Genomic DNA, 19,869 nt, shown 5'->3' with positions numbered 1-19,869 from the left:
CTCTTCGCAGGAAACTCGTATGACAACTATGTTTCATCTTCACCTTTTCGTGGCAGTTTTCCACGGCATGTGGCAAAGTTGTGCAACAACTCGCCCGACTCATCGATGAGGACTGATGCCCACACCGCTGTTCCCCGCACCGTTCACGCTGAACTCCGGCATGCGAGCGCGCGACGCCTGGCCCCTCGACCCGGCGGTGATCCACCTCAATCACGGATCCTTCGGCGCGGTCCCGTCCGTCGTCGTCGAGCACCAGGACGCCCTGCGCCGCCGCGCGGACCTCAGCCCCGTCGAGTGGTTCCCGCGCATCGCCGAGCGCGTGCAGGAGGCCCGCGAGCGCACCGCCCCGTTCGTGGGCGCGCGCGCCGAGGACAGCGCCTTCGTGCCCAACGCCTCGGCCGCCGCGACCGTCGTCTACAACGCCCTGCAGCTCGAAGCCGGCGACGAGATCCTGGTGACCGACCAGGGCTACGGCGCCATCACCATGGGAGCCGAGCGCCTCGCCCGCCGGTTCGGGGCGCGCGTGCGCACCGTCGCCCTGCCGCTGCTCTCCTCCGACGACGAGATCGTTCAGCTCTTCGCCGATGAGCTCACCCCCCGCACGCGTCTGATCGTGGTCGACCAGATCACCTCCCCGACCGCCCGCGTGCTGCCCACCCGACGCATCGCCGATGCGGCAGCCGAGCGCGGCGTGCGCACGCTCGTCGACGGCGCCCACGCCCCCGGCCTCATCCCGGATGCGGCCACCGTCGCGGGTGGCGACTGGTGGTTCGGGAACATGCACAAATGGCCGTGCGCCCCGCGCGGCTCCGCCCTGCTGGTGACCTCCGCCGCCGACCGCGACGAGCTCTGGCCGCTCATCGACTCGTGGGCCGCGCGGGAGGCGTACCCCTCCCGTTTCGACACGCAGGGAACGATCGACGCCACCACGTACCTGGCCACCCCGACCGCGATCGACTTCATCGAGAGCGAGTTCGGCTGGGCCTCGGCACGCACGGCCATGGCGGAGATCGCGGATGCCGGGGCCGAGCTGATCGCCGAAGCCCTGCGCCCGTACGGTGACGAGGATCCGCTCACGCCACTCCCCTCTCCGGTGCCGTCGATGCGACTGGTGCGTCTTCCGCTCGGGCTCGGCGCGACCCGCGAAGAGGCCGACGCCCTGCGGATGGACCTGCTCGACGAGGTCGGCGTCGAGACGGCGTTCACGAGCTTCCGCGGGGTCGGCTACTTCCGGCTCTCGGCCCACCTCTACAACGAGGCCGCCGACTACGAGACCTTCGTCGAGCGCTGCGTGCCGCAGATCCTGAGCCGGGCCGGCATCCGTCCCGCCGACTCCCTCATCGTCCCCTGACCGCAACACCCACCCGACCGCAACACCCACCCCCACCCCACCGAGAGGCACATCGTGAAGAACAAGATCTTGACGACCGCAGCGGGATTCGGCACCGTCGCCGTCCTCGCTCTCACCGGCTGTTCCGCAAGCTCCGGCCCGTCCACCGACGGCACCGTCACCCTGCAGATGGTCGAGAGCCTGACCAACCCCGCCCGCACCGAGCTCCTGCGCGGGCTGCTCGACGACTTCGAGAAGGCGAACCCGAAGATCACGGTCAACCTCGTCTCGCCTCCCACCGAGCAGGCCGACGCGAAGATCCAGCAGATGCTGCAGTCCGGCAAGGGCGTCGACGTGCTGGAGGTGCGTGACATCACGGTCGGGCCGTTCGCGAACAACGGCTGGCTCTACGACCTGGGCCCCGACCTCGAGAAGTGGGACGGCTGGGACGCGCTGACCGACAACGCCCAGTCCGCTTCGGTCGCCGCCGACGGCAAGAGCTATTTCGTGCCCTACGGCTTCTACGGGCTGTCGCTGTTCTACCGCACCGACCTGGTGAAGGACGCGGGCTTCGACGGTCCGCCGCACAGCTGGAAGGACCTTCTGGAGCAGGCGAGCACGATCCAGGACCCGTCGAACAACATCTACGGCTACGCCTTCCGCGGCGGTCAGAACGCCAACAGCAACGTGGTCGCGGCGATCGAGGCGTACACGATCGACGGACTCGACGTCGACGACGCGTTCCTGATGGAGGACGGCTCGACCATCTTCGCCGCACCCGAGGCACAGGACGCCGTCGACGACTACTTCGATCTGTTCAAGGAAGCCTCCCCGCCCTCCGCGGTCTCGTGGGGCTACCCCGAGATGGTCGCCGGCTTCACGAACGGCACCACGGCGTTCCTGCTGCAGGACCCCGAGGTCATCGCGACCGTGCAGGACTCCTCGCTGACCGAGGACCAGTGGGACACCGCTCCCCTGCTCGTCGGCCCCTCGGGCAAGGCCGCGCAGCCACTCGCCGTCGCGGGCTGGGGCGTCGCCGAGAACAGCGAGAACAAGGAGGCGGCCGTCAAGCTCGTCGAGTTCCTGTCGTCCGCCGAGCCCGCCACCGAGTTCGCACAGGCCAACAGCCTGGTGCCGATCATCACGGCCGCCGCCGACGACGAGTTCTACTCGTCCGGCCCGTGGACCAGCTACGTCACCATGACCGAAGACCCGGAGACCTACGTCAACGTGCGCCAGCCGCGCGGGGTCAGCTGGTGGACCGAGTGGATCCAGAAGTCCGACCAGGACGTGCAGAACGTGCTGCTGGGCAACATGTCGACCAGCGACCTGCTGGCCTCGTGGGATGCGTTCTGGACCGAGAAGTACGCCGCGGAAAAGGGCTGACCTGTGGCCCGCACCGCTCAGAAGGGAGGCTCCGTCGGCACTGCTTCGCAGCAGACCGCCGCCGGGGCCTCCCCGGCATCCCGCCGACGCCCGTTCCGCGGCCGCCAGGCGTGGACGCTGCTGGCCTTCCTCGCGCCGGCGATCGTCTTCGTCTGCTGGTTCACCTACTGGCCGATGCTGCAGGGCGCGCGCATGGCCTTCCACGACTGGAACCTGTGGGACCTCACCTCGACGCCGTTCGTCGGCTTCGACAACTTCCTCGCGGTGTTCCGGGATCCTGCCTTCCCGACCGTGGCGTGGAACTCCGTGCTCTGGGTCGTCGGCTCGCTCGTGCCGCAGCTCGTGATCGGATTCCTGATCGCCCTGGCCCTGCGCAAGAGGTTCCGCTTCCGCGGCCTCTACCAGGCGCTCGTGTTCTTCCCGTGGGCGGTGTCGGGCTTCCTGATCGGCATGCTGTTCCGCTGGATGTTCAACGCGGAGTTCGGCGTGGTCAACGACCTGCTCATGAAGGCGGGGCTGATCGACGCCCCGCTCCCTTGGTTGGCTGATCCGAAGCTCGCGATGTTCGCGGTGATCGTCGCCAACGTCTGGTACGGCGTGACGTTCTTCGCGATCATGATCCTCGCGGCGCTGCAGTCGGTGCCCGACGAGATGCTGGAGGCGGCGAGCCTCGACGGCGCGGGCAAGTTCCGGCAGCTGTTCTCGATCATCATCCCGTACATCTCGATGACGCTGCTGCTGACGATCCTGCTGCGGGTGATCTGGATCTTCAACTTCCCCGACATCATCTACGCGATGACCAACGGCGGACCCGCCAACCAGACGCACATCATCACGACCTGGATGATCAACTACACCCAGCAGGGCAACTACGGCTTCGCGAGCGCGATCGGCCTCATCGTGATGGCGGTCCTGTTCGTGTTCTGCGCGTTCTACCTGATGGCGATGCGGAGAGTGCAGCGATGACCATGACAGACGCTTCGCGGACAGGTTCCTCGATCACCGAGACCCGGCGCATCACCGTGCCGGACCCGGCATCCGCCCCGCGACCGAAGCCGCGTGTCACGGTCGGCGGTGTCATCCGCGTCGTGGGCCTCGGCCTCTGGCTCGTGATCACGCTGTTCCCGCTGTACTGGATCGCGCTGACGTCGATCAAGTCGCCGGGGACGATCAACCGGTTCCCGATCGAGTACTGGCCGAGCGAGCCGTCGCTCGAGAACTACATCAGCCTCTTCCAGAAGAGCTCGTTCGGCGTCTTCCTCGGCAACTCCGCCCTGGTCGCGGTCGTCGGCGGTGCCGTGGCCACCCTCATCGCCCTGTTGAGCGCCTACGTGCTGGCCCGGTTCGAGTTCCGCGGCAAGGGGACGATCCTGATCGCGTTCCTGCTCACGCAGATGATTCCGGCGTTCATCGCGCTCGGCCCGCTGTATTCGATGATGACCGACCTGGGACTGGTCGACACCAAACCCGGGCTGATCCTCGTCTACATCGCGATCTGCATCCCGTTCTCGACCGTCATGCTCCGCGGCTTCTTCGAGAACGTGCCGGACGCGCTCGAAGAGGCGGCGATGATCGACGGATGCTCACGCCTCGGCGCTCTGTTCCGGGTGCTCGTCCCGGTGATGACCCCCGGCATCATCGCGGCGTTCATCTTCAACTTCGTGAACTGCTGGAACGAGCTGTTCCTGTCGGTCGTGCTCATGAACACCGACGCGAACCGCACCGTGCCGTCGGCGCTGAACGGCTTCATCTCGACGTTCAACATCGACTGGGGTTCCATGAGTGCCGCCGCGGTCCTGACGATCCTGCCGACCATGGCGATGTTCGCCCTCGCGAGTCGCTGGATCGTGCAGGGCCTGACCGCGGGTGCGGTCAAGGAATGACCGTCGCCGAAACCCACGCCCAACGTCGAGACCCACCCGCGCGTACGTCAGCGGGGGTGGGTCTCGACGTTACCGATGGGTCTCGGCGTCAGATCAGGGCACTCAGACCAGGCGCGACTTCGGCGACACCGAGTAGGTGTTCTCGGCGTCGCGGTTGACCGTGTCGCCGAGGGCCGCGTCGATCGCCGCCATCGTGTCGGCGTCGAGAGTCACGCCCGAGGCCTTGACGGTCTCGGCGAGCTGCTCCGGACGAGAGGCCCCGACCAGCGCCGCGGCCACGTTCGGGTTCTGCAGCACCCACGCGATCGCGAGCTGCGGCATCGACAGTCCGGCCTGTTCGGCGATCGGCTTCAGGCGCTGGACGGCGGTGAGGATGTCGTCCTGCAGGAAGCTCTTGATGAAGTCGGCGCCGCTGTGCGGGTCGGTAGCGCGCGAGCCCTCCGGCACCGGCTGACCCGGCAGGTACTTGCCACTGAGCACGCCCTGCGCCATCGGCGACCAGACGATCTGCGAGATGCCGAGCTCTTCGGACGCCGGGACGACCTTGCCCTCGATCACACGCCACAGCATCGAGTACTGGGGCTGGTTCGAGATGAGCTGGATGCCGAGCTGCTTCGCGAGGGCGTGCCCTTCGCGCAGCTGCTCCGCAGTCCACTCCGAGACGCCGATGTAGAGCGCCTTGCCCTGGCGGACGACGTCGGCGAAGGCCTGGAACGTCTCCTCCAGCGGGGTCTCGTAGTCGAAGCGGTGTGCCTGGTACAGATCGACGTAGTCGGTGCCGAGGCGCGCGAGCGAACCGTTGATCGATTCGAAGATGTGCTTGCGACTCAGGCCGGTGTCGTTCGGCCCCTTCGGACCGGTCGGGAAGTAGACCTTCGTGAAGATCTCCAGGCCTTCGCGGCGCTGCCCCTCCAGGGCCTTGCCGAGCACGACCTCCGCCGCCGTGTTGGCGTACGTGTCGGCGGTGTCGAAGGTGGTGATTCCGGCGTCGAGGGCGGCGTGGACGGTCTTGACGGCGGCGTCGTCGCCGACCTGCGAGGCGTGGGTGACCCAGTTGCCGTAGGTGATCTCCGAGACCTTGAGACCGCTGTTGCCGAGATAGCGATAGTTGACCATGGATCAACGCTACTGGCTGCCCGCCATGACGGGGCCGGACGCGAGGGAAGAGGTCAGGCCGACGCAGGAGCGGCGCGTGCCCGGAGCACGGCGACCACCCCGCCGAGCATCAGCAGGGCTGCTGCGAAGGCGCTGATGATGTACAACGCTCGCACTCCGGGGAGGGAGACGCCCGCCGAGATCATGAAGGTATCGGCCAGCGCCATGCCCGGGGCGAACGAGGCGAGGAAGAAGCCCGGGGCTCCGAGCATGAGCAGACTCAGGAAGCCGGCAGCCGCGATCATCGGAGCGGCCCTCGACGTCATCGCGATCACACCGAGGGCGAGGGCGAGCACGACTCCCACCCCGAGAATCATGAAGGTCGTCGGCGCGTTGAGCGACTCACCCGCTCCGCTCAGCTCAGCTCGGATCTGGTCGAGAGTGAACCCGGGAGCGGCCGCGAGCGGCGTCCACACCAAGATCTGCACCGCGGCGAGCGCAGCATAGATCGTGACGGCGAGCACACCGGCGATCGAGATCCACAGCGTCTGCATCCGCATGGTCCGACGCTGCATCCGAGTCATGCGGGTCAGCCTAGGAAGACATCCCGAGAGTCTCCCGATACTCGCGCCAGGCCGCTCCGAGGCGGCGGATGCCCTCGGCGAGCACGTCGTCGGGGGCGGTGAAGGGGATGCGGATGTGATCGTCCGGCGACGCGGAAACGGCGAACGCCGCACTTCCGGCGATCGAGACTCCGTGTGCGGCCGCCGTTCGGGCGAGCGCTGCTGCTGACCCCACGGGCACCCGCACCCATAGCGACAGCCCGCCACGGGGCGGCTCGACCGTCCAGTCGGGCAGGTGCTCTGCCATCAGTCGCTGCAGCAGCCGGAGCCGCTCCTGATGGATGCGGCTGTTCGCGCGGCGCAGGTCGTCGGCGCGGGCGATCAGATCGAGAGCGAGCAGCTGACCCGGCACGCTGGTGGACTGGTCGGCGAGCTGACGCGCGCCACGCAGCCGCCGTACGAGCACGGGGTCCGCCCGCAACCAGCCGATCCGCAGGCCCGCCCACACCCACTTCGACACCGACTCGACCACGATGACGGGCGCGTCGGCGCGCTCGGCGGCGAGCGTGGGCGGCACCACCCCGTCGAAGGAGATACCGGCGAGCACGCGATCCTCGATGACCGGAACGCCGTACTGCGCGGCGAGCGCGGCCACCCGATGCCGAGCAGCTGCAGGCAGGCGCGACCCGGTCGGGTTCTGGTGATGCGGGTTGAGGGCGACGAGTACCGGACGCAGACGAGCGAGGGCCTGCTCCAGCACGTCGACGTCGAGACCGTCGTCGCCCATCGGGACGCCGTGCACCGAACCGCCGCGCAGGCCGACCGAATCAGTGACGCCCGGCCAAGTGATCTCCTCGGCGAGCACGATGTCGCCTGGGCCCACGAGCGCGTTGACGACGAGACTGATGGCCTGCTGCGCGCCGTGCGTGACGAGGATCTGCTCCGGTGTGGTCGGTGTTCCCTCGGCGGCGTACATGTCGGCGATGAGGGTGCGCAGCGCAGGCAGGCCCGCAGGGTCGGTCTCCGGCAGCAGGGCGAGGTCGAGCCGCGGCTTGTGATCGCGAATGAGCTGCACCCCGAGGGCGGAGATCTGCGGCACGGTGCGCAGGAGATCGATCGCGTTCGGCAGCGCCGAGAAGAGGGCCTCTCCGCGTCCTGGTCGTGAGGCAGGCACGGCGGTTGCGGCTGTCCCGGCGATGCGGGTGCCGCTCCCCTGCCGCCGGTCGACGAGACCGCGGTCTGCGAGGTCGCCGTACGCAGCGACGACCGTGCCGCGCGAGACGGACCCTGCCGCTGCCAGTGCGCGCTCCGCGGGCAGCCGGTCCCCCGGGCGCAGCTCTCCACTTGCGATCAGACCCTCGATGCCTCGCGCGAGCCGGGCGGCGAGAGTGCCGTCTCCCTGTGTCCAGCGGCCGAGCCGCGCCGAGAGCGCCTCCGAGGACACGTCACCTGCGTGGACGAGAGATGCCGCTCGTACCGCAGGAATGGCCGATACCTGATCCATTGGCCCGCTATTGGCCCTGTCCTTCACGCTCATGAGAACCGATTCTGGACCAATGAACACGCATCTCGCCAGCCGTCCTGCAGAGACTGGACCGATCAATCCCGATTGGACCATCGCGCAGCTCCTGGAGTGGCTCAGCGATGATGTCCGCCAGCACGATGTCATGCTTCAGCATCCGCTCGCCCGCATCGAGGCGCTGATGACCGGGGCGCGCTGGGCACGCACCCCGTCGACCGTGGCGTTGATCCGCTCGATCGCCGCCGCCGTCCGCGACGAACCGGTGCGGGGAAGCATCCGGGTCGGCGAGCTCTCCCTGCAGCAGGCGCCACGGATGCCGGAGCGGATTCCCCAACCCGCCTGACCGGAGCCTCGCGCAGCCTCGCCGCACCGCGATGCCCGGTTCAGCCGATCGTCGGGCGAACGAGCTGCTCCTGCTCCTCGAGCGTCTGCGCCTGCGCGCGCTTCTCCGCCCGTTCCCGCTCCTGCGCCTCGGCCGCCTCTCGGCGTTCCGCACGCGTCTGCGGCTCACCGGAGCCGGCCTCCGCCTGTATCCCCTGGGTCTGATCCGTCACGATCTGCGCACGGTCTCGGAAGCCCTCGGCCGTCACCTTGTCGAGGGCGACCTGCTTGCGGATCGCGGCGGCTTTCTCGTAGAGGCTCGGATCACCGTAGCTCGTGAGCACCTTCACCAGCACCGGCAGCAGCTCGATCATGAAGAACAGCGCGGCGATGAGGATGTGCGCCCACAGGATCGAGGGCTCCTTCTCGCTCAGCCGGTTCAATCCGCTGATCTGACTGAGCAGGCCGACCGCTCCGGCGTTGCCCTGCGCGACCGCATCGGCGCGGGCGTTGTACGCGGCGAGCGCCTGATCGTAGGAGTCGCGAGCTGTCGGCAGCTGCGACTTCGCCTGCTCGCGGTTCTGCGCCTCGGACGACGAGGTGTTCTCCTTCGCCGCAGTGCCGGCCGCGGCGAGCTCCTCGTTGGCGGTGCGCAGCTGAGCGGCGAGGGCGTCGTAAGTCTGCTGAGCCTCGGCGAGCTGCGCCTTGGCGGCGTCCGAACTGGCGCCCTGGCCGTTGACGCCGGTGCAGCCGGGGACGGTGCCGGCACCCTCACCCGTGAGCTCGCACTGGTACAGCACGCGCGCCTGGTCGATCACGGCCTGCTGGGCGGTCATCTTCGCGGTCACGTCGTCGACCGTGGCCTGAGCCGCGGACTCGGTCGCCGACGAGGAGTCGGTGCCGGCGACGATGCCGGTCGCCGCCTGGTTCTCGAGTTCGGCGACCTTGGCGGATGCCGCGTCGAGCGCGATCTTCTCCGGGCCGTTCTCGAGCGCCTCCTGGTCGGACTGCGACTGGGTGATGTTGGTGGAGGCGACCTCGCGGGCGATGTCGTTGTGGAAGATCTGCAGCACGAGTGGCTCGGCCACGACGAAGCCGATGATCGCGGCCATGATCACGCGCGGGATCGCAAGGCCGATGAGGCGCCAGACGTTCCTGGTCGAGCTCATGGTCGATGTGAGGAATCGGTCGAGGTTGAAGATGATGAGCGCCCAGACGAGCGCCAGGGGCACGGCCAACCAGACGGCCGCCTGCACCCCGGTGGTGAGCGCGAAGAGCATCGAGATCGCCGAGACGAGCGCGGTGCCGGCGAGCACGAAGAACATCTGCACGAAGCGCGGGGTCTCGCCGGGAACACGGTCGAGGATCTCGCCCTCCGCACCGCCGAGGATCGCGAGGGTTCGCGCGCGCGAACCGGGAGTGCGCGGTGCGCGCTTCGCGCGGGGACGGCGGATGCGCGGCTCCCGCGGCGGCTTCACCGGAGCGGGTTCTTCGGCGGCGGAATCGTCCGCGGCGATCGCGTCGGCGATCGGGGTCGTCTCTGCGGGCACGGACTCGGGCACCTCACGGGTGGCGTGGTCGGTGCCGGTGGGCTCGAACTCACGCAGGAAGTCGAGGTCATCCGTGACGGCGTCGGGTTCGCTGTCGAGGATGATCCGACCCTGCGAGTCGTAGCGACCCGGTCGATGGGCGGAATAGGGCATTCGAACAATCTACGAAACCTCGCCTGTGCATCGCGTGGAAGAGTGCTTTGAGCGACTCACAGGTTGGACGACGCAACCGTGACGGATCACTCCGCGGGAAGCAGCCGATCGAGGGCCGCGGCGTAGGCCGACAGTCCGTCCTCGAGCGTGAAGTGGCCTGCCGCAGCGAGCGTGCCGAGCCCGTGGATCAGTCCCCACAGCGCGACGACATCTGTCGGTCGATCGAGGCCGACTGCCGCCGCCCCCTCGGCGAGCACCGCCTCGAGCCCGTCGATCAACGGCGCCATGGTGGGAGTCGGGGATCCGGGCACGCAGACCGTCGGATCGTAGACGGCGTCGAACGCGTGCGGGTGCTCGACGGCGAAGCGGATGTACGCCGAGCCCCCGTCGGCGAGCGCGGCCCGCGGGGTCGAGGCCTTCACGGCAGCGGTGCTCACCTGGCCCAGGAGATCGGCCATGCTGCGCTCGGCGATCGCCTTGAGCAGTCCCAGGCGGTCGGAGAAGTGATGGTACGGGGCGTTGTGGCTGACGTTCGCGGCCCTGGCGACCTCGCGCAGGCTGATCTCCGCCGCGGGCATCCGCTCCAGCAGCTGCATGGCGGCGTCTTCCAGAGCACGGGCGAGATCGCCGTGGTGGTACCCGTCCTTGGAACTTGACATGAGCAACATCCTCTCCTATCTTGACAGTGTCCACCAGCTTGACACTGTCCAGATAGGAACCGGAAATGCCCGCTCTCGTGATCGACGGCCACCCCGACGCCCGCTCCCTGACCGCCGCTCTCGCCCAGCGCTACGCCGCAGGGCACGGCGACGCCCGTGTGCTCGCCCTCCGCGACCTCGGCTTCGACCCGAACCTGCGCTTCGGCTACCGCGAGCGCATGACGCTCGAGCCCGACCTCGTCGAGGCGAAGCGCGCGCTGCAGGACGCCGACACGATCGTCATCGCGACGCCGCTGTGGTGGGGGTCGGTGCCCGCGCTGCTCAAGGGCTTCTTCGACCGCGCCCTGCTGCCGCAGCAGGAGTACCGCTACACGAAGCTCGGGCTCGTCGAGGGACTGCTGCCCGCGCGACGGGGCAGGCTGCTGCTGCTCGCGGACACGCCCTGGTACTTCACACCCTTCACGGGGCTGCCCGCCCAGACCCACGTCGCCCGAGGCACGATGCGCTTCTGCGGGATCCGCTCGGTGCGCACCCATTGCATGCTCGGCGTGAAGGATGCGAGCGAGACCACGATCTCCCGGTGGCTCGACCGCGCCGAGCACCTCGGCGCCGTCGACGCCCGCCGTGCCGGCCGGCCTCAGGCCATCGCGGCGGAGGCGGCCTCATCCTCGGTCGTGGCGACCAGCTGACCGCAGGCGCCGTCGATCTCCTTGCCGCGGGTGTCGCGGAGAGTCGTCGGGATGCCGGCGTCGTTGAGCCTGCGCACGAACTCGTTCGTGACGTCTTTCTCCGACGCCGTCCAGATCGAGCCCGGCGTGGGATTCAGCGGGATCGGGTTCACGTGCACCCAGCCGCGTCCACGCTGGTTGAGCTTCTCCGCCAGCAGATCGGCACGCCAGGCGTGATCGTTCATGTCCTTGATCAGGGCGTACTCGATCGAGACGCGGCGACCGGTCTTGGCGTAATAGTCGTAGGCGGCGTCGAGGGCCTCGTCGACCTTCCAGCGCGAATTCACCGGGATGAGCTCGTCACGCAGGTGGTCGTCGGGGGCGTGCAGCGACAGCGCGAAGGTCACCGGGATGTTCTCGTCGGCGAGCTTCTTGATCGCGGGCACCAGGCCCACCGTCGAGACCGTGATGCCGCGGGCGCTCATCCCGAGCCCGTCCGGCTGCGGAGCGACCATCGAGCGCACCGCATCCATCACGCGCTTGTAGTTGGCGAGCGGCTCGCCCATCCCCATGAAGACGATGTTCGAGACGCGCTCCATGCTGTGGTCGTCGGACTTCTTGCCGCCCAGACCGCCCTCGGCGATGAGCCGGTTGGCGCGCACGATCTGTTCGATGATCTCGGCGGTCGACATGTTGCGGGTCAGGCCCGCCTGGCCGGTCGCGCAGAACGGGCAGTTCATGCCGCAGCCGGCCTGGCTCGACACGCACAGCGTGATGCGGCCGGGGTAGCGCATGAGAACCGACTCGACCAGGGCGCCGTCGTGCAGGCGCCACAGGAACTTGATCGTGTCGCCGCGGTCGGTCTCGAGGCGGCGGACCTCGGTGAGCAGCGGCGGGAGCATCCCGGCGACGAGCTGCTCGCGGGTGTCGGCCGGGAGGTCGGTCATCTGCTCGGGGTCCGACGTGTAGTGACGGAAGTAGTGCGTCGACAGCTGCTTGGCACGGAAGCCGGGCAGGCCGAGCTCTTTCACCTTCTCGACGCGCTCGGCCGGCGTGAGGTCGGCCAGGTGCACCGGCGGCTTGCCGCGCTTGGGGCTCGCGAACTGCAGCAGTGGACGCCCCTCGGCGTCCTTCTGCTGGGTCCATCCCTCGGTGGCAGGGCGCACCTGTGGCTTCCTGGTCTCGCGCACCTTCCCCTGGGCGGGGCGTCCCTGCGGGGCGGACGCGGATGCTGCGGGGCGCGTCTCGCGCGTGCGGGGAGTCTCGGTCATACCCTCCAGGGTACGCGGTGGCGGATGGGAAGGCCCTGGGGCGCGGGCGGTGACCTCTCTAGACTGAGCCCATGGATGCCGTGCTGTGGATCATCGCGATCGTCGTCGGCCTGATCGTCGTCGTGGCGATCCTCGCCGTCGCGGTCCGCGGCATGCGCCCCAAGCTGCCAGAGCCGCAGGTGTTCACCCCGTCGCCGACGACCGCGCGCACGGCTCCCGCTTCGTCGGCGTCGACGGCCGTCTCCGGTTTGACGCCGAGCGTGATCGCCGAGATCGACCGGCTCGTCGGGGCCGGGCAGAAGATCCACGCCATCAAGCTGTACCGCGACCACTCGGGCGTCGGCCTCAAGGAAGCGAAGGACCGCATCGACCACTGGTCGGTCAGCACCACGGCGCCGCACCTCGCCGCCGTGTCGAACGCCACGGCCACGCGCTCGTCGATCACCCCGATGGTCGCGACCCCTTCGTCCGTGCGTGCGTCGCTGCCGGCTTCGGTGGCCTCCGAGATCGACCGGATGGTCGCTGGGGGTTCCGCCATCGCCGCGATCAAGGCGCTCCGCGAGCACACGGGACTCGGACTCAAGGAATCGAAGGACCTGATCGAGGCCTGGCCGCACACCCACGCGTCCTGACCAACTTGTCATTACAGGCTGCGCCCGGGAGAATGGACGTGCCCGCCCGATGAAGGAGCCCCATGTCCGACCGTCTCGACCGCGCCCGCACGACCGGCATCCTCGCCGTCCTCCGCGCCCCCTCCCCTGAACTGGCCATCGAGGCCTCGGAGGCGATCATCCGCGGCGGTGTCACCGGCATCGAGGTGACCTTCTCCACTCCGGACGCTCCGGCGGTCATCCGCGAACTCATCGCCCGCCACGGCGACGCCGCCTACGTCGGCGCGGGCACTGTGACCACCGCTGCACAGGCCGAGCACGCAGCGGATGCCGGAGCCGAGTTCCTGGTCAGCCCCGGCACACTGCCGCACCTCACGCGCAGCATGCTCGACACGGGCCGCGTCGTGATGACCGGCGCGATGACGCCGACCGAGGTCATGGGCGCGCTCGAGCTCGGCGTCGACGTCGTGAAGATCTTCCCGGCGTCGCTCGGCGGCCCGTCCTACCTCGGCGCCCTGCGCGGACCGTTCCCCGATGCCCCGCTCATGCCCACCGGCGGCGTGAACCCCGACAACCTGGCCGCCTGGTTCGCCGCTGGCGCGGTCGCGGTCGGCGCGGGCGGAGATTTGGCGAACGGAACCTCGATCGCGAACGGCGACTGGGCCGACATCGAGCAGCGCGCCGCGCGATTCGCCACGGCACTCACCGCCGCGCGGAGCTGACCGCCACACGGGACTGATCACCGCGCGAGGTTGATCACTCGATGTCCGGCATCATTTGGTATACCGGATGCATGCGTGCGCGAAGGATGTTGGCCGTCGGCGCCGTCACAGCTGCTCTGCTGACCGTGACGGCCTGCACAGCAGCGCCGCATCCTTCCCCGTCGACCCAGGAGGCTGCCATGACCGAAGCCACTCGCGATCTGCTCGCCGCCGCTGAGGACGGAGACGCGATCGCCGTGCAGACGGCGATCGACGAGGGCGCGGACATCGAGGCGCGCGGATCCGGCGGGATGACAGCCCTGGTGGCGGCGACCAAGGCGAACCACGTCGACGCGGCCCGGGCCCTGATCGAGGCGGGGGCGGACGTGAACGCCAAAGACGACATCCAGGACTCCGCCTACCTGTACGCGGGCGCGCGCGGACATGACGAGATCCTCCGTCTGACCCTCGACAACGGCGCCGACCTCGCGAGCACCAACCGCTTCGGCGGCACGGCCCTGATCCCGGCGTCCGAGCGCGGACTGCTCGCGACGATCGAGATCCTGCTCGAGGCCGGCGTCGACCCGAACCACATCAACGACCTGAACTGGACGGCGCTGCACGAGGCGATCGCGCTCGGCGACGGATCCTCGACCTACGTCGACGTGGTTCGTGCCCTCCTCGACGGCGGGGCCGACAGCGGCATCCCGGACGGCGACGGCGTGCTCCCGGTCGACCTCGCGAAGGCCAGGGGCTACGACGCGATCGTCGCCGAGCTCGAACGGTGATCGCCCTCGACCCGTGGGCCTGGGCGGCGCTCGCGGTGGCGGCGGCGGTCATCGGCCTCTCGAAGACCGCACTGCCGGGCGGGAGCATCCTGGCGATCGCGCTGTTCGCGGCCGTCCTGCCCGCCCGCACCTCGACCGCGGCGACCCTGCTGCTCCTGATGGTCGGCGACCTGTTCGCCCTGTTCGCCTACCGCCGGCACGCGCACTGGCCCACGCTGCTGCGGCTCGCCCCCGCGGTCATCGCGGGACTGCTGGTCGGATTCGCGTTCCTCGCGCTCGCCGGCGATGGTGTGGTGCGCCGTGCGATCGGAGTGATCCTGCTGCTCATGATCGCCGTGACGCTGTGGCGCCGGTGGCGGCAGAGCAGAGCGGATACCGTGTCACCGCCCTCCAGCGGCATCCTGCTCGCAGGCGCCTACGGCACGCTCGGCGGCTTCACGACCATGGTCGCGAACGCCGGCGGGCCCGTCATGTCGATGTACTTCCTGGCCACCCGCACCCCGGTGCAGGTGTTCCTCGGTACCTCCGCGTGGTTCTTCGCCATCATCAACGTGATCAAGGTGCCGTTCCTCGCGGGCCTCGGGCTGTTCGAGCCACCGGTACTGCTGATGGATGCCGTGCTCGCGCCGCTCGTGGTGGTCGGCGCGCTCCTCGGGTTGCGGGTCGCCCGTCGCATGAATCAGCGTGTGTTCGACCGCATCGTGATCGCACTCACGATCGTCGGTGCGGTCTACCTGCTGATCTGACCCCATCTATCTGCTCCCGCTATGACTCCGGGGGCGCCCCTCCGGCCCTGCGAGAACGGAGACGAACGGGGTTCCGCGCGGCGCGGCTCGCCCCAACACGCGGCGCTACGGACGGACGGTCTCTGTTTCGGCCGCCCGTTCCGGCCTCTGTCTCCGGCGCCGCGGGAACCTCAGTCGAGGAAGATGTCGGGGAAGAGCGCGCTGTCGGGAGTGCCGGGGATCGCGGCATAGCCGGAGAAGTCGGTCACACCGTCGGCCTCGAGCACGTCCTCGACGATGAGCGTCTGACCGGTGTACGACGCCGCGGGCTTGAGCAGCACGGCATACGCGGCGTCCGCATAGATGTCGGGCGTGCGACTCGCAGCCATGACCTTGTCGCCACCGAGGAGGTTCTGCACGGCCGCCGTCGCGATCGTGGTGCGCGGCCACAGGGTGTTGGCGGCGATCCCGTCGCGTGCGAACTCGGCGGCGAGGCCGAGGGTCGCCATGGTCATGCCGAACTTCGCGAGCGTGTATCCGGTGTGCGCGCCCAACCACTTCGGGGTCGGGTTGAGGGGCGGCGACAGCGAGAGGATGTGCGGGTTCTCGGCATCCTTCAGGATCGGCACGGCGGCGCGCGAGAGCATGAACGTGCCGCGTACGTTGACGTCCTGCATCAGGTCGTACTTCTTGGCGTTCAGGTCGAGCGAGCGCGAGAGGTCGATGACGCTGGCGTTGTTGATCACGATGTCGATGCCGCCGAACTCGCCCTGCGTCTTCATGACCGCTTCGGTGATGTCGTCGTCGTCGCGCACGTCGCCGACGATCGGCAGAGCCTGGCCGCCGGCCGCGCGGATCTGCTCGGCCGCGGTGTGGATCGTGCCTTCGAGCTTCGGATGCGGGGTGTCGGTCTTCGCGAGCATCGCGATGTTCGCACCGTCGGCAGCCGCCCTCAGCGCGATCGCGAGGCCGATGCCGCGGCTGCCGCCCGACATCAAGATGGTCTTGCCTGCAAGGGACATGGGTTCTCCTGGGTTCTCGATCGCGGGTTCTGAGGGGTGCCGCGGGTCAGCGCGGCGCCATGCGGATGGCACCGTCGAGGCGGATGGTCTCGCCGTTGAGGTAGCCGTTCTCGACGATCTGCTGCACGAGAGCGGCGTACTCGTCGGGGCGTCCGAGGCGCGAAGGGAAAGGCACCTGCTGGCCGAGCGAGTCCTGTGCCGCCTGCGGAAGACCCATCAGCATCGGGGTCTCCATGATGCCCGGAGCGATCGTGCACACCCTGATGCCGTAGCGGGCGAGCTCGCGCGCCACCGGGAGGGTCATGGCGTGCACACCGCCCTTGGATGCGGAGTAGGCGGGTTGGCCGATCTGACCGTCGAACGCGGCGACGCTCGCGGTGTTCACGATGACGCCGCGCTCCTCGTCGTGCAGCTCGTTCTTCGCGATCACGGCGGATGCCTGCGAGATGACGTTGAACGTGCCGACGAGGTTGATGCGGATCACGCGCTCGAAGTCGGCGAGCACAGCCGGGTTGCCTTCGCGGTCGAGCACCTTGGCGGGCGGCGCGATGCCGGCGCAGTTCACGACCACCCGCAGCGGAGCGGCGGACTGCGCGGCTGCGACGGCCGCCTGCACCTCATCCGCGTTCGTGACGTCGGCCGCGACGAACAGCCCACCGAGTTCGTCCGCGATCTCGGCACCCTTCGACGAGGCGAGGTCGATGATCGTGACGTGCGCTCCCGCGGCGACGAGCCGGCGCGCCGTGGCGAGTCCGAGACCCGAGGCTCCGCCGGTGACGAGTGCACCCTGTCCGCTGATCTGCATCTGATGTTCTCCTTCGAACGTCGTCGTGCGACATGCATTGATGGAACGCAGTCCCAGCCTACGTGGTTCTTGGTTTCACCACGAGCCGAGGTACGGCGTCGAGAGCGAGCCTACGACACCGCCTCGCGCGCGAAGGAACCCGATAACCGATGCGGGTAGGATCCGGAGAATGCGCCGCTCGCCCGGGATCCTCCGATCCGCGGGCACCGTCGCCCCGCCGGTGATAATGCGGCTCATTACCACGGCGAGCCTGGCGCTCCTGCTGCTCTTCGCCTTCGCCGTGACCACCCACGGAGCGCAGGACGAGAACGGCGCTGCCCCCTCCCTCACCGCCGCAGTCGTCGACGCGTTCGACCATGCGGCCGCAGCCGCCCAGGAGCAGGTCCTCACCGCCGCACCCGACAGCGGGACGAGCGCTCTCGTCGGAGCTGCGCTCTGCGCTCTGGGCGTGCTGTGCGGGCTCGCCGTGATGCTCCTGCGAACACGCGCAGCGCACCGCCGGGCACTGGTCACGCGACTCCGAGCCGGATCCGAGGCTCTGCGTCGATCGTCTGCATCTCCTCCGCGCCCACGCGCGACGACGCTCTCCCTCCTCCAGCTCGGCCTCTCCCGAACCTGATCCGCCGGCCACCCGCGCGACCGCATCCATCGCTCGCAACCCGGCCTCCCCCGCGGCATCCCCTCGATGTCCCTGTCGACCTCCTGTGTCGACGTCTCGCGTCGACATCTCGCGTCGACTCCGTGCGTCGACTCCAGGTGTCCACTCCGCGCGACCCCGACTCCTGAAGCCGTGCGTTGTGTGCGCGGCACCATCCGAGGCTCCGCCCTCTCGAACAATCTGCTCTCACCCCTCGAAGGAGACCCATGAAAAGCCCCGTGGACGACGCCGATCGGCGCGCTCCCCAACGCCCGAGTCCGCAGACGAACCCGATCGGCTGGACGATACGGCGCACGGTGGGCACGACCGTCATGGGGGCGGTGCTCAGCGTCCTGATCCTGCTCGTCGGCGGGGAGTCGGCAGCCGCGCACGTGCCCCACAGCATCGTCGGCGCCTCAGAGGCGGATACGCTCGCGACGACTCAGACCCCCGCACCCACACCCACACCCACACCGACACCGACACCGACACCGACCAGCAGCACGACGCACGAGCAGCAGAACGGCGAGCGGAGGGTGCAGCGCGACGACCTCGGATTCCTGGGGACCGTCTTCCTCGTCGGGATCGGCTTCCTCCTCGCCCTCGGAGCGACCGGGGTGGTCTTGGCGGGGCGCGCGCGGCGGAGACGCGATCGGGCAGCGGAGACGGGACCGTCCGATGAAGCGTGAGAGCGTCCCGAAGTACGCCGTCGCCTTCGTGATCGCCGGCCTCGTCGTCCTGATCGACCAGAGCACCAAAGCGGCCGCGATCGCCGGGCTCAGCCAGTCGGAACGGATACCCGTTCTGGGTGATGCGCTCGGCCTGCAGCTCGCCTACAACCCCGGGGCGGTGCTGTCGCTGGGCTCCGGGGCGACATGGGTGCTGACCGTGGTCGGCGTGGGCGCCGTCGCCGCCCTGTTCGTCGCCGCGGTCCGCGCACGCACGACGTGGCGGGCCTGGGGGTTGGGGTTCATCCTCGGGGGTGCCATCGGGAACGTGCTGGACCGTCTGCTCGCTCCCCCCGGGTTCGGCATCGGCCACGTCACCGACTTCCTCGCGTACGGGAACTGGTTCATCGGGAACCTCGCCGACGTCGCGCTCGCGATCGGAGGCGTCGTCCTCGTCATCGGGGCCGGGGTCCGTCACCGTGCGCAGACGCGGAACGCGGCACTCGGCGACCGGCCGGACGACGAACGAGAGGGCACGAACGGATGAACGGCTGGATGCCGGACGCGCCGCCGACCTTCGCCGACCTCGTGCTGCCCGCACCGGGCCCGTTCCCCCTCCTGCCCCTGGTCGCCGCCGTGCTGGCCATGGCGTACCTCGTCGGCGCGATCCGCCTCTGGCGGCAGCACCGCCGGTGGCCCGTCTGGCGCACGGTCGTGTTCCTCCTGGGCTGCCTCGCGCTCGCGGCCGTCACCGGTCTCGGGGTCGAGGCATACGGCTACGCGCTGATGTCGGTGTTCATGTTCCAGCAGCTCACGCTGATGATCGCGATCCCGCCCCTGCTGGTGCTCGGATCACCGGGCACCCTGCTCCTGCGTGCCACGCCCCACCACGGGCTGGGTGCCGCCGCGCTGCGTGCCGCGCACGGCGGACTCCGCAGCCGCGTCGCCCGATGGATCCTGAGCCCGTGGATCGCCCTGCCGGTGTACCTGATCGCGTTCTACGGTCTGTATCTGGCCGGTCTCGCCGATCGCGTCCTCGCTGCTTCCGGCGGTCACATCGCCCTGGAGGTCGGGTTCCTCATCGTGGGCATCCTGTTCGCGATCCCGGTGCTGAGCTCCGATCCCCTCCCCGTGCGTCTCGGGCACGGCGGGCGGGCACTCGACGTCTTCGCCGAGGCCGCCCTGCACGCGTTCTTCGGGGTCTTCCTGATGATGGCGACGACGATGCTCGTCGACCACTTCGTCGCCCCGACCCTCGCCCTCGGGATGGATCCGCTCGAGGACCAGCGTCTGGCGGGCGGTCTGGCCTGGTCCTACGGCGAGGCGCCGACGCTGCTGATGCTCGTGTACGTGATGCATCGGTGGTTCCGTGATGACACGGCCCGCGCCGCCGCCGATGACCGCTACGCCGATGCGCACGGCACGACCGAGCTCGACGCCTACAACGCCTACCTCGAAGGCCTGCGCGACGAGAGCCGATGAACCGCACCGGTCGCCGTCACCCGCCACCG

The 19,869-nt window shown here is 69.1% G+C and carries 22 protein-coding genes; 14 read left to right on the top strand and 8 right to left on the bottom strand.

Going from position 1 to position 19,869, the window contains the following annotated elements; genetic code table 11:
* Positions 1-115 precede the first annotated feature (115 nt).
* From GLO27_RS13780 to GLO27_RS13765, 4 genes are read left to right on the top strand one after another with little or no spacing between them, the layout of a single operon-like run.
* Positions 116-1,351: an aminotransferase class V-fold PLP-dependent enzyme gene (locus GLO27_RS13780; RefSeq protein ID WP_167255373.1), complete on the top strand. Its 1,236-nt coding sequence runs from the start codon at positions 116-118 to the stop codon at positions 1,349-1,351.
* 54 nt (positions 1,352-1,405) lie between these two features.
* The gene (locus GLO27_RS13775) at positions 1,406-2,716 is read left to right on the top strand and encodes a sugar ABC transporter substrate-binding protein (RefSeq protein ID WP_021198305.1); all 1,311 of its coding nucleotides are present in this window, start codon (positions 1,406-1,408) and stop codon (positions 2,714-2,716) included.
* A 3-nt stretch (positions 2,717-2,719) separates the two neighbouring features.
* The gene (locus GLO27_RS13770) at positions 2,720-3,682 is read left to right on the top strand and encodes a sugar ABC transporter permease (RefSeq protein ID WP_021198304.1); all 963 of its coding nucleotides are present in this window, start codon (positions 2,720-2,722) and stop codon (positions 3,680-3,682) included.
* Positions 3,679-4,599, top strand: coding sequence for a carbohydrate ABC transporter permease (locus GLO27_RS13765; protein WP_021198303.1), 921 nt, complete (start codon positions 3,679-3,681; stop codon positions 4,597-4,599). The genes GLO27_RS13770 and GLO27_RS13765 overlap by 4 nt, the downstream gene beginning before the upstream one ends.
* A 102-nt stretch (positions 4,600-4,701) precedes the next feature.
* Here the strand turns inward: GLO27_RS13765 and GLO27_RS13760 are convergent, their stop codons facing one another.
* The 3 genes from GLO27_RS13760 to GLO27_RS13750 are packed head-to-tail and all read right to left on the bottom strand — an operon-like array spanning position 4,702 to position 7,701.
* On the bottom strand, positions 4,702-5,715 hold the full coding sequence (locus tag GLO27_RS13760) for an aldo/keto reductase family protein (protein ID WP_029267814.1): 1,014 nt from the start codon (positions 5,713-5,715) through the stop codon (positions 4,702-4,704).
* 53 nt (positions 5,716-5,768) lie between these two features.
* On the bottom strand, positions 5,769-6,278 hold the full coding sequence (locus GLO27_RS13755; RefSeq protein WP_167255371.1) for a hypothetical protein: 510 nt from the start codon (positions 6,276-6,278) through the stop codon (positions 5,769-5,771).
* 10 nt (positions 6,279-6,288) lie between these two features.
* On the bottom strand, positions 6,289-7,701 hold the full coding sequence (locus tag GLO27_RS13750) for a PLP-dependent aminotransferase family protein (protein ID WP_292776776.1): 1,413 nt from the start codon (positions 7,699-7,701) through the stop codon (positions 6,289-6,291).
* 112 nt (positions 7,702-7,813) lie between these two features.
* Between GLO27_RS13750 and GLO27_RS13745 the strand changes: the two genes are divergently transcribed.
* Positions 7,814-8,122, top strand: coding sequence for a hypothetical protein (locus tag GLO27_RS13745; protein WP_167255367.1), 309 nt, complete (start codon positions 7,814-7,816; stop codon positions 8,120-8,122).
* 40 nt (positions 8,123-8,162) lie between these two features.
* Here the strand turns inward: GLO27_RS13745 and GLO27_RS13740 are convergent, their stop codons facing one another.
* Positions 8,163-9,803: a DUF4407 domain-containing protein gene (locus GLO27_RS13740; protein ID WP_021198298.1), complete on the bottom strand. Its 1,641-nt coding sequence runs from the start codon at positions 9,801-9,803 to the stop codon at positions 8,163-8,165.
* An 86-nt stretch (positions 9,804-9,889) separates the two neighbouring features.
* The gene (locus GLO27_RS13735) at positions 9,890-10,462 is read right to left on the bottom strand and encodes a TetR/AcrR family transcriptional regulator (protein ID WP_021198297.1); all 573 of its coding nucleotides are present in this window, start codon (positions 10,460-10,462) and stop codon (positions 9,890-9,892) included.
* Between the two features lie 65 nt (positions 10,463-10,527).
* Here GLO27_RS13735 and GLO27_RS13730 point away from each other — a divergent pair, with 65 nt between their 5' ends.
* A complete protein-coding gene (locus tag GLO27_RS13730; protein WP_021198296.1) occupies positions 10,528-11,151 on the top strand; it encodes an NAD(P)H-dependent oxidoreductase in 624 nt (207 codons plus the stop codon).
* On the opposite strand, the gene rlmN is transcribed toward GLO27_RS13730, so the two are convergent.
* The gene (gene rlmN / locus GLO27_RS13725) at positions 11,100-12,401 is read right to left on the bottom strand and encodes a 23S rRNA (adenine(2503)-C(2))-methyltransferase RlmN (protein ID WP_029267826.1); all 1,302 of its coding nucleotides are present in this window, start codon (positions 12,399-12,401) and stop codon (positions 11,100-11,102) included. The genes GLO27_RS13730 and rlmN overlap by 52 nt on opposite strands.
* A 71-nt stretch (positions 12,402-12,472) precedes the next feature.
* On the opposite strand from rlmN, the gene GLO27_RS20290 reads away from it, so the two are divergent.
* From GLO27_RS20290 to GLO27_RS13705, 4 genes are all read left to right on the top strand, one after another.
* Positions 12,473-13,033: a ribosomal protein L7/L12 gene (locus GLO27_RS20290; protein WP_021198294.1), complete on the top strand. Its 561-nt coding sequence runs from the start codon at positions 12,473-12,475 to the stop codon at positions 13,031-13,033.
* A gap of 62 nt (positions 13,034-13,095) precedes the next feature.
* On the top strand, positions 13,096-13,734 hold the full coding sequence (locus GLO27_RS13715) for a bifunctional 4-hydroxy-2-oxoglutarate aldolase/2-dehydro-3-deoxy-phosphogluconate aldolase (RefSeq protein WP_029267830.1): 639 nt from the start codon (positions 13,096-13,098) through the stop codon (positions 13,732-13,734).
* Between the two features lie 179 nt (positions 13,735-13,913).
* Positions 13,914-14,501 (top strand): ankyrin repeat domain-containing protein, encoded by a 588-nt coding sequence (locus tag GLO27_RS13710; protein WP_243844838.1) that lies wholly within the window; start codon positions 13,914-13,916, stop codon positions 14,499-14,501.
* On the top strand, positions 14,498-15,247 hold the full coding sequence (locus GLO27_RS13705; RefSeq protein ID WP_021198291.1) for a sulfite exporter TauE/SafE family protein: 750 nt from the start codon (positions 14,498-14,500) through the stop codon (positions 15,245-15,247). The genes GLO27_RS13710 and GLO27_RS13705 overlap by 4 nt, the downstream gene beginning before the upstream one ends.
* Before the next feature lie 170 nt (positions 15,248-15,417).
* On the opposite strand, the gene GLO27_RS13700 is transcribed toward GLO27_RS13705, so the two are convergent.
* Positions 15,418-16,248 carry an NAD(P)-dependent oxidoreductase gene (locus GLO27_RS13700; RefSeq protein WP_021198290.1) on the bottom strand — a complete coding sequence of 277 codons (831 nt, stop codon included), beginning with the start codon at positions 16,246-16,248 and terminating at the stop codon, positions 15,418-15,420.
* Positions 16,249-16,294: 46 nt separating this feature from the next.
* Positions 16,295-17,053 carry an SDR family NAD(P)-dependent oxidoreductase gene (locus tag GLO27_RS13695; protein ID WP_021198289.1) on the bottom strand — a complete coding sequence of 253 codons (759 nt, stop codon included), beginning with the start codon at positions 17,051-17,053 and terminating at the stop codon, positions 16,295-16,297.
* A gap of 169 nt (positions 17,054-17,222) precedes the next feature.
* Between GLO27_RS13695 and GLO27_RS13690 the strand changes: the two genes are divergently transcribed.
* The 4 genes from GLO27_RS13690 (at position 17,223) to GLO27_RS13675 (ending at position 19,840) form a co-directional block, all read left to right on the top strand.
* On the top strand, positions 17,223-17,672 hold the full coding sequence (locus tag GLO27_RS13690) for a hypothetical protein (protein ID WP_136024078.1): 450 nt from the start codon (positions 17,223-17,225) through the stop codon (positions 17,670-17,672).
* Between the two features lie 245 nt (positions 17,673-17,917).
* Positions 17,918-18,379, top strand: a complete 462-nt coding sequence (locus tag GLO27_RS13685) for a hypothetical protein (protein WP_167254875.1) — start codon at positions 17,918-17,920, stop codon at positions 18,377-18,379.
* Positions 18,369-18,905 carry a signal peptidase II gene (locus tag GLO27_RS13680; protein ID WP_167255363.1) on the top strand — a complete coding sequence of 179 codons (537 nt, stop codon included), beginning with the start codon at positions 18,369-18,371 and terminating at the stop codon, positions 18,903-18,905. The genes GLO27_RS13685 and GLO27_RS13680 overlap by 11 nt, the downstream gene beginning before the upstream one ends.
* An 8-nt stretch (positions 18,906-18,913) precedes the next feature.
* Positions 18,914-19,840: a cytochrome c oxidase assembly protein gene (locus GLO27_RS13675; RefSeq protein WP_167255361.1), complete on the top strand. Its 927-nt coding sequence runs from the start codon at positions 18,914-18,916 to the stop codon at positions 19,838-19,840.
* The last annotated feature ends 29 nt before the right edge of the window (positions 19,841-19,869 follow it).

The organism is Microbacterium sp. Be9 (assembly GCF_011754135.1).
GTDB lineage: Bacteria > Actinomycetota > Actinomycetes > Actinomycetales > Microbacteriaceae > Microbacterium > Microbacterium maritypicum_A.
Note: the sequence above shows the minus strand (reverse complement) of the source record. Positions and strands in the feature narration are given on the sequence as shown.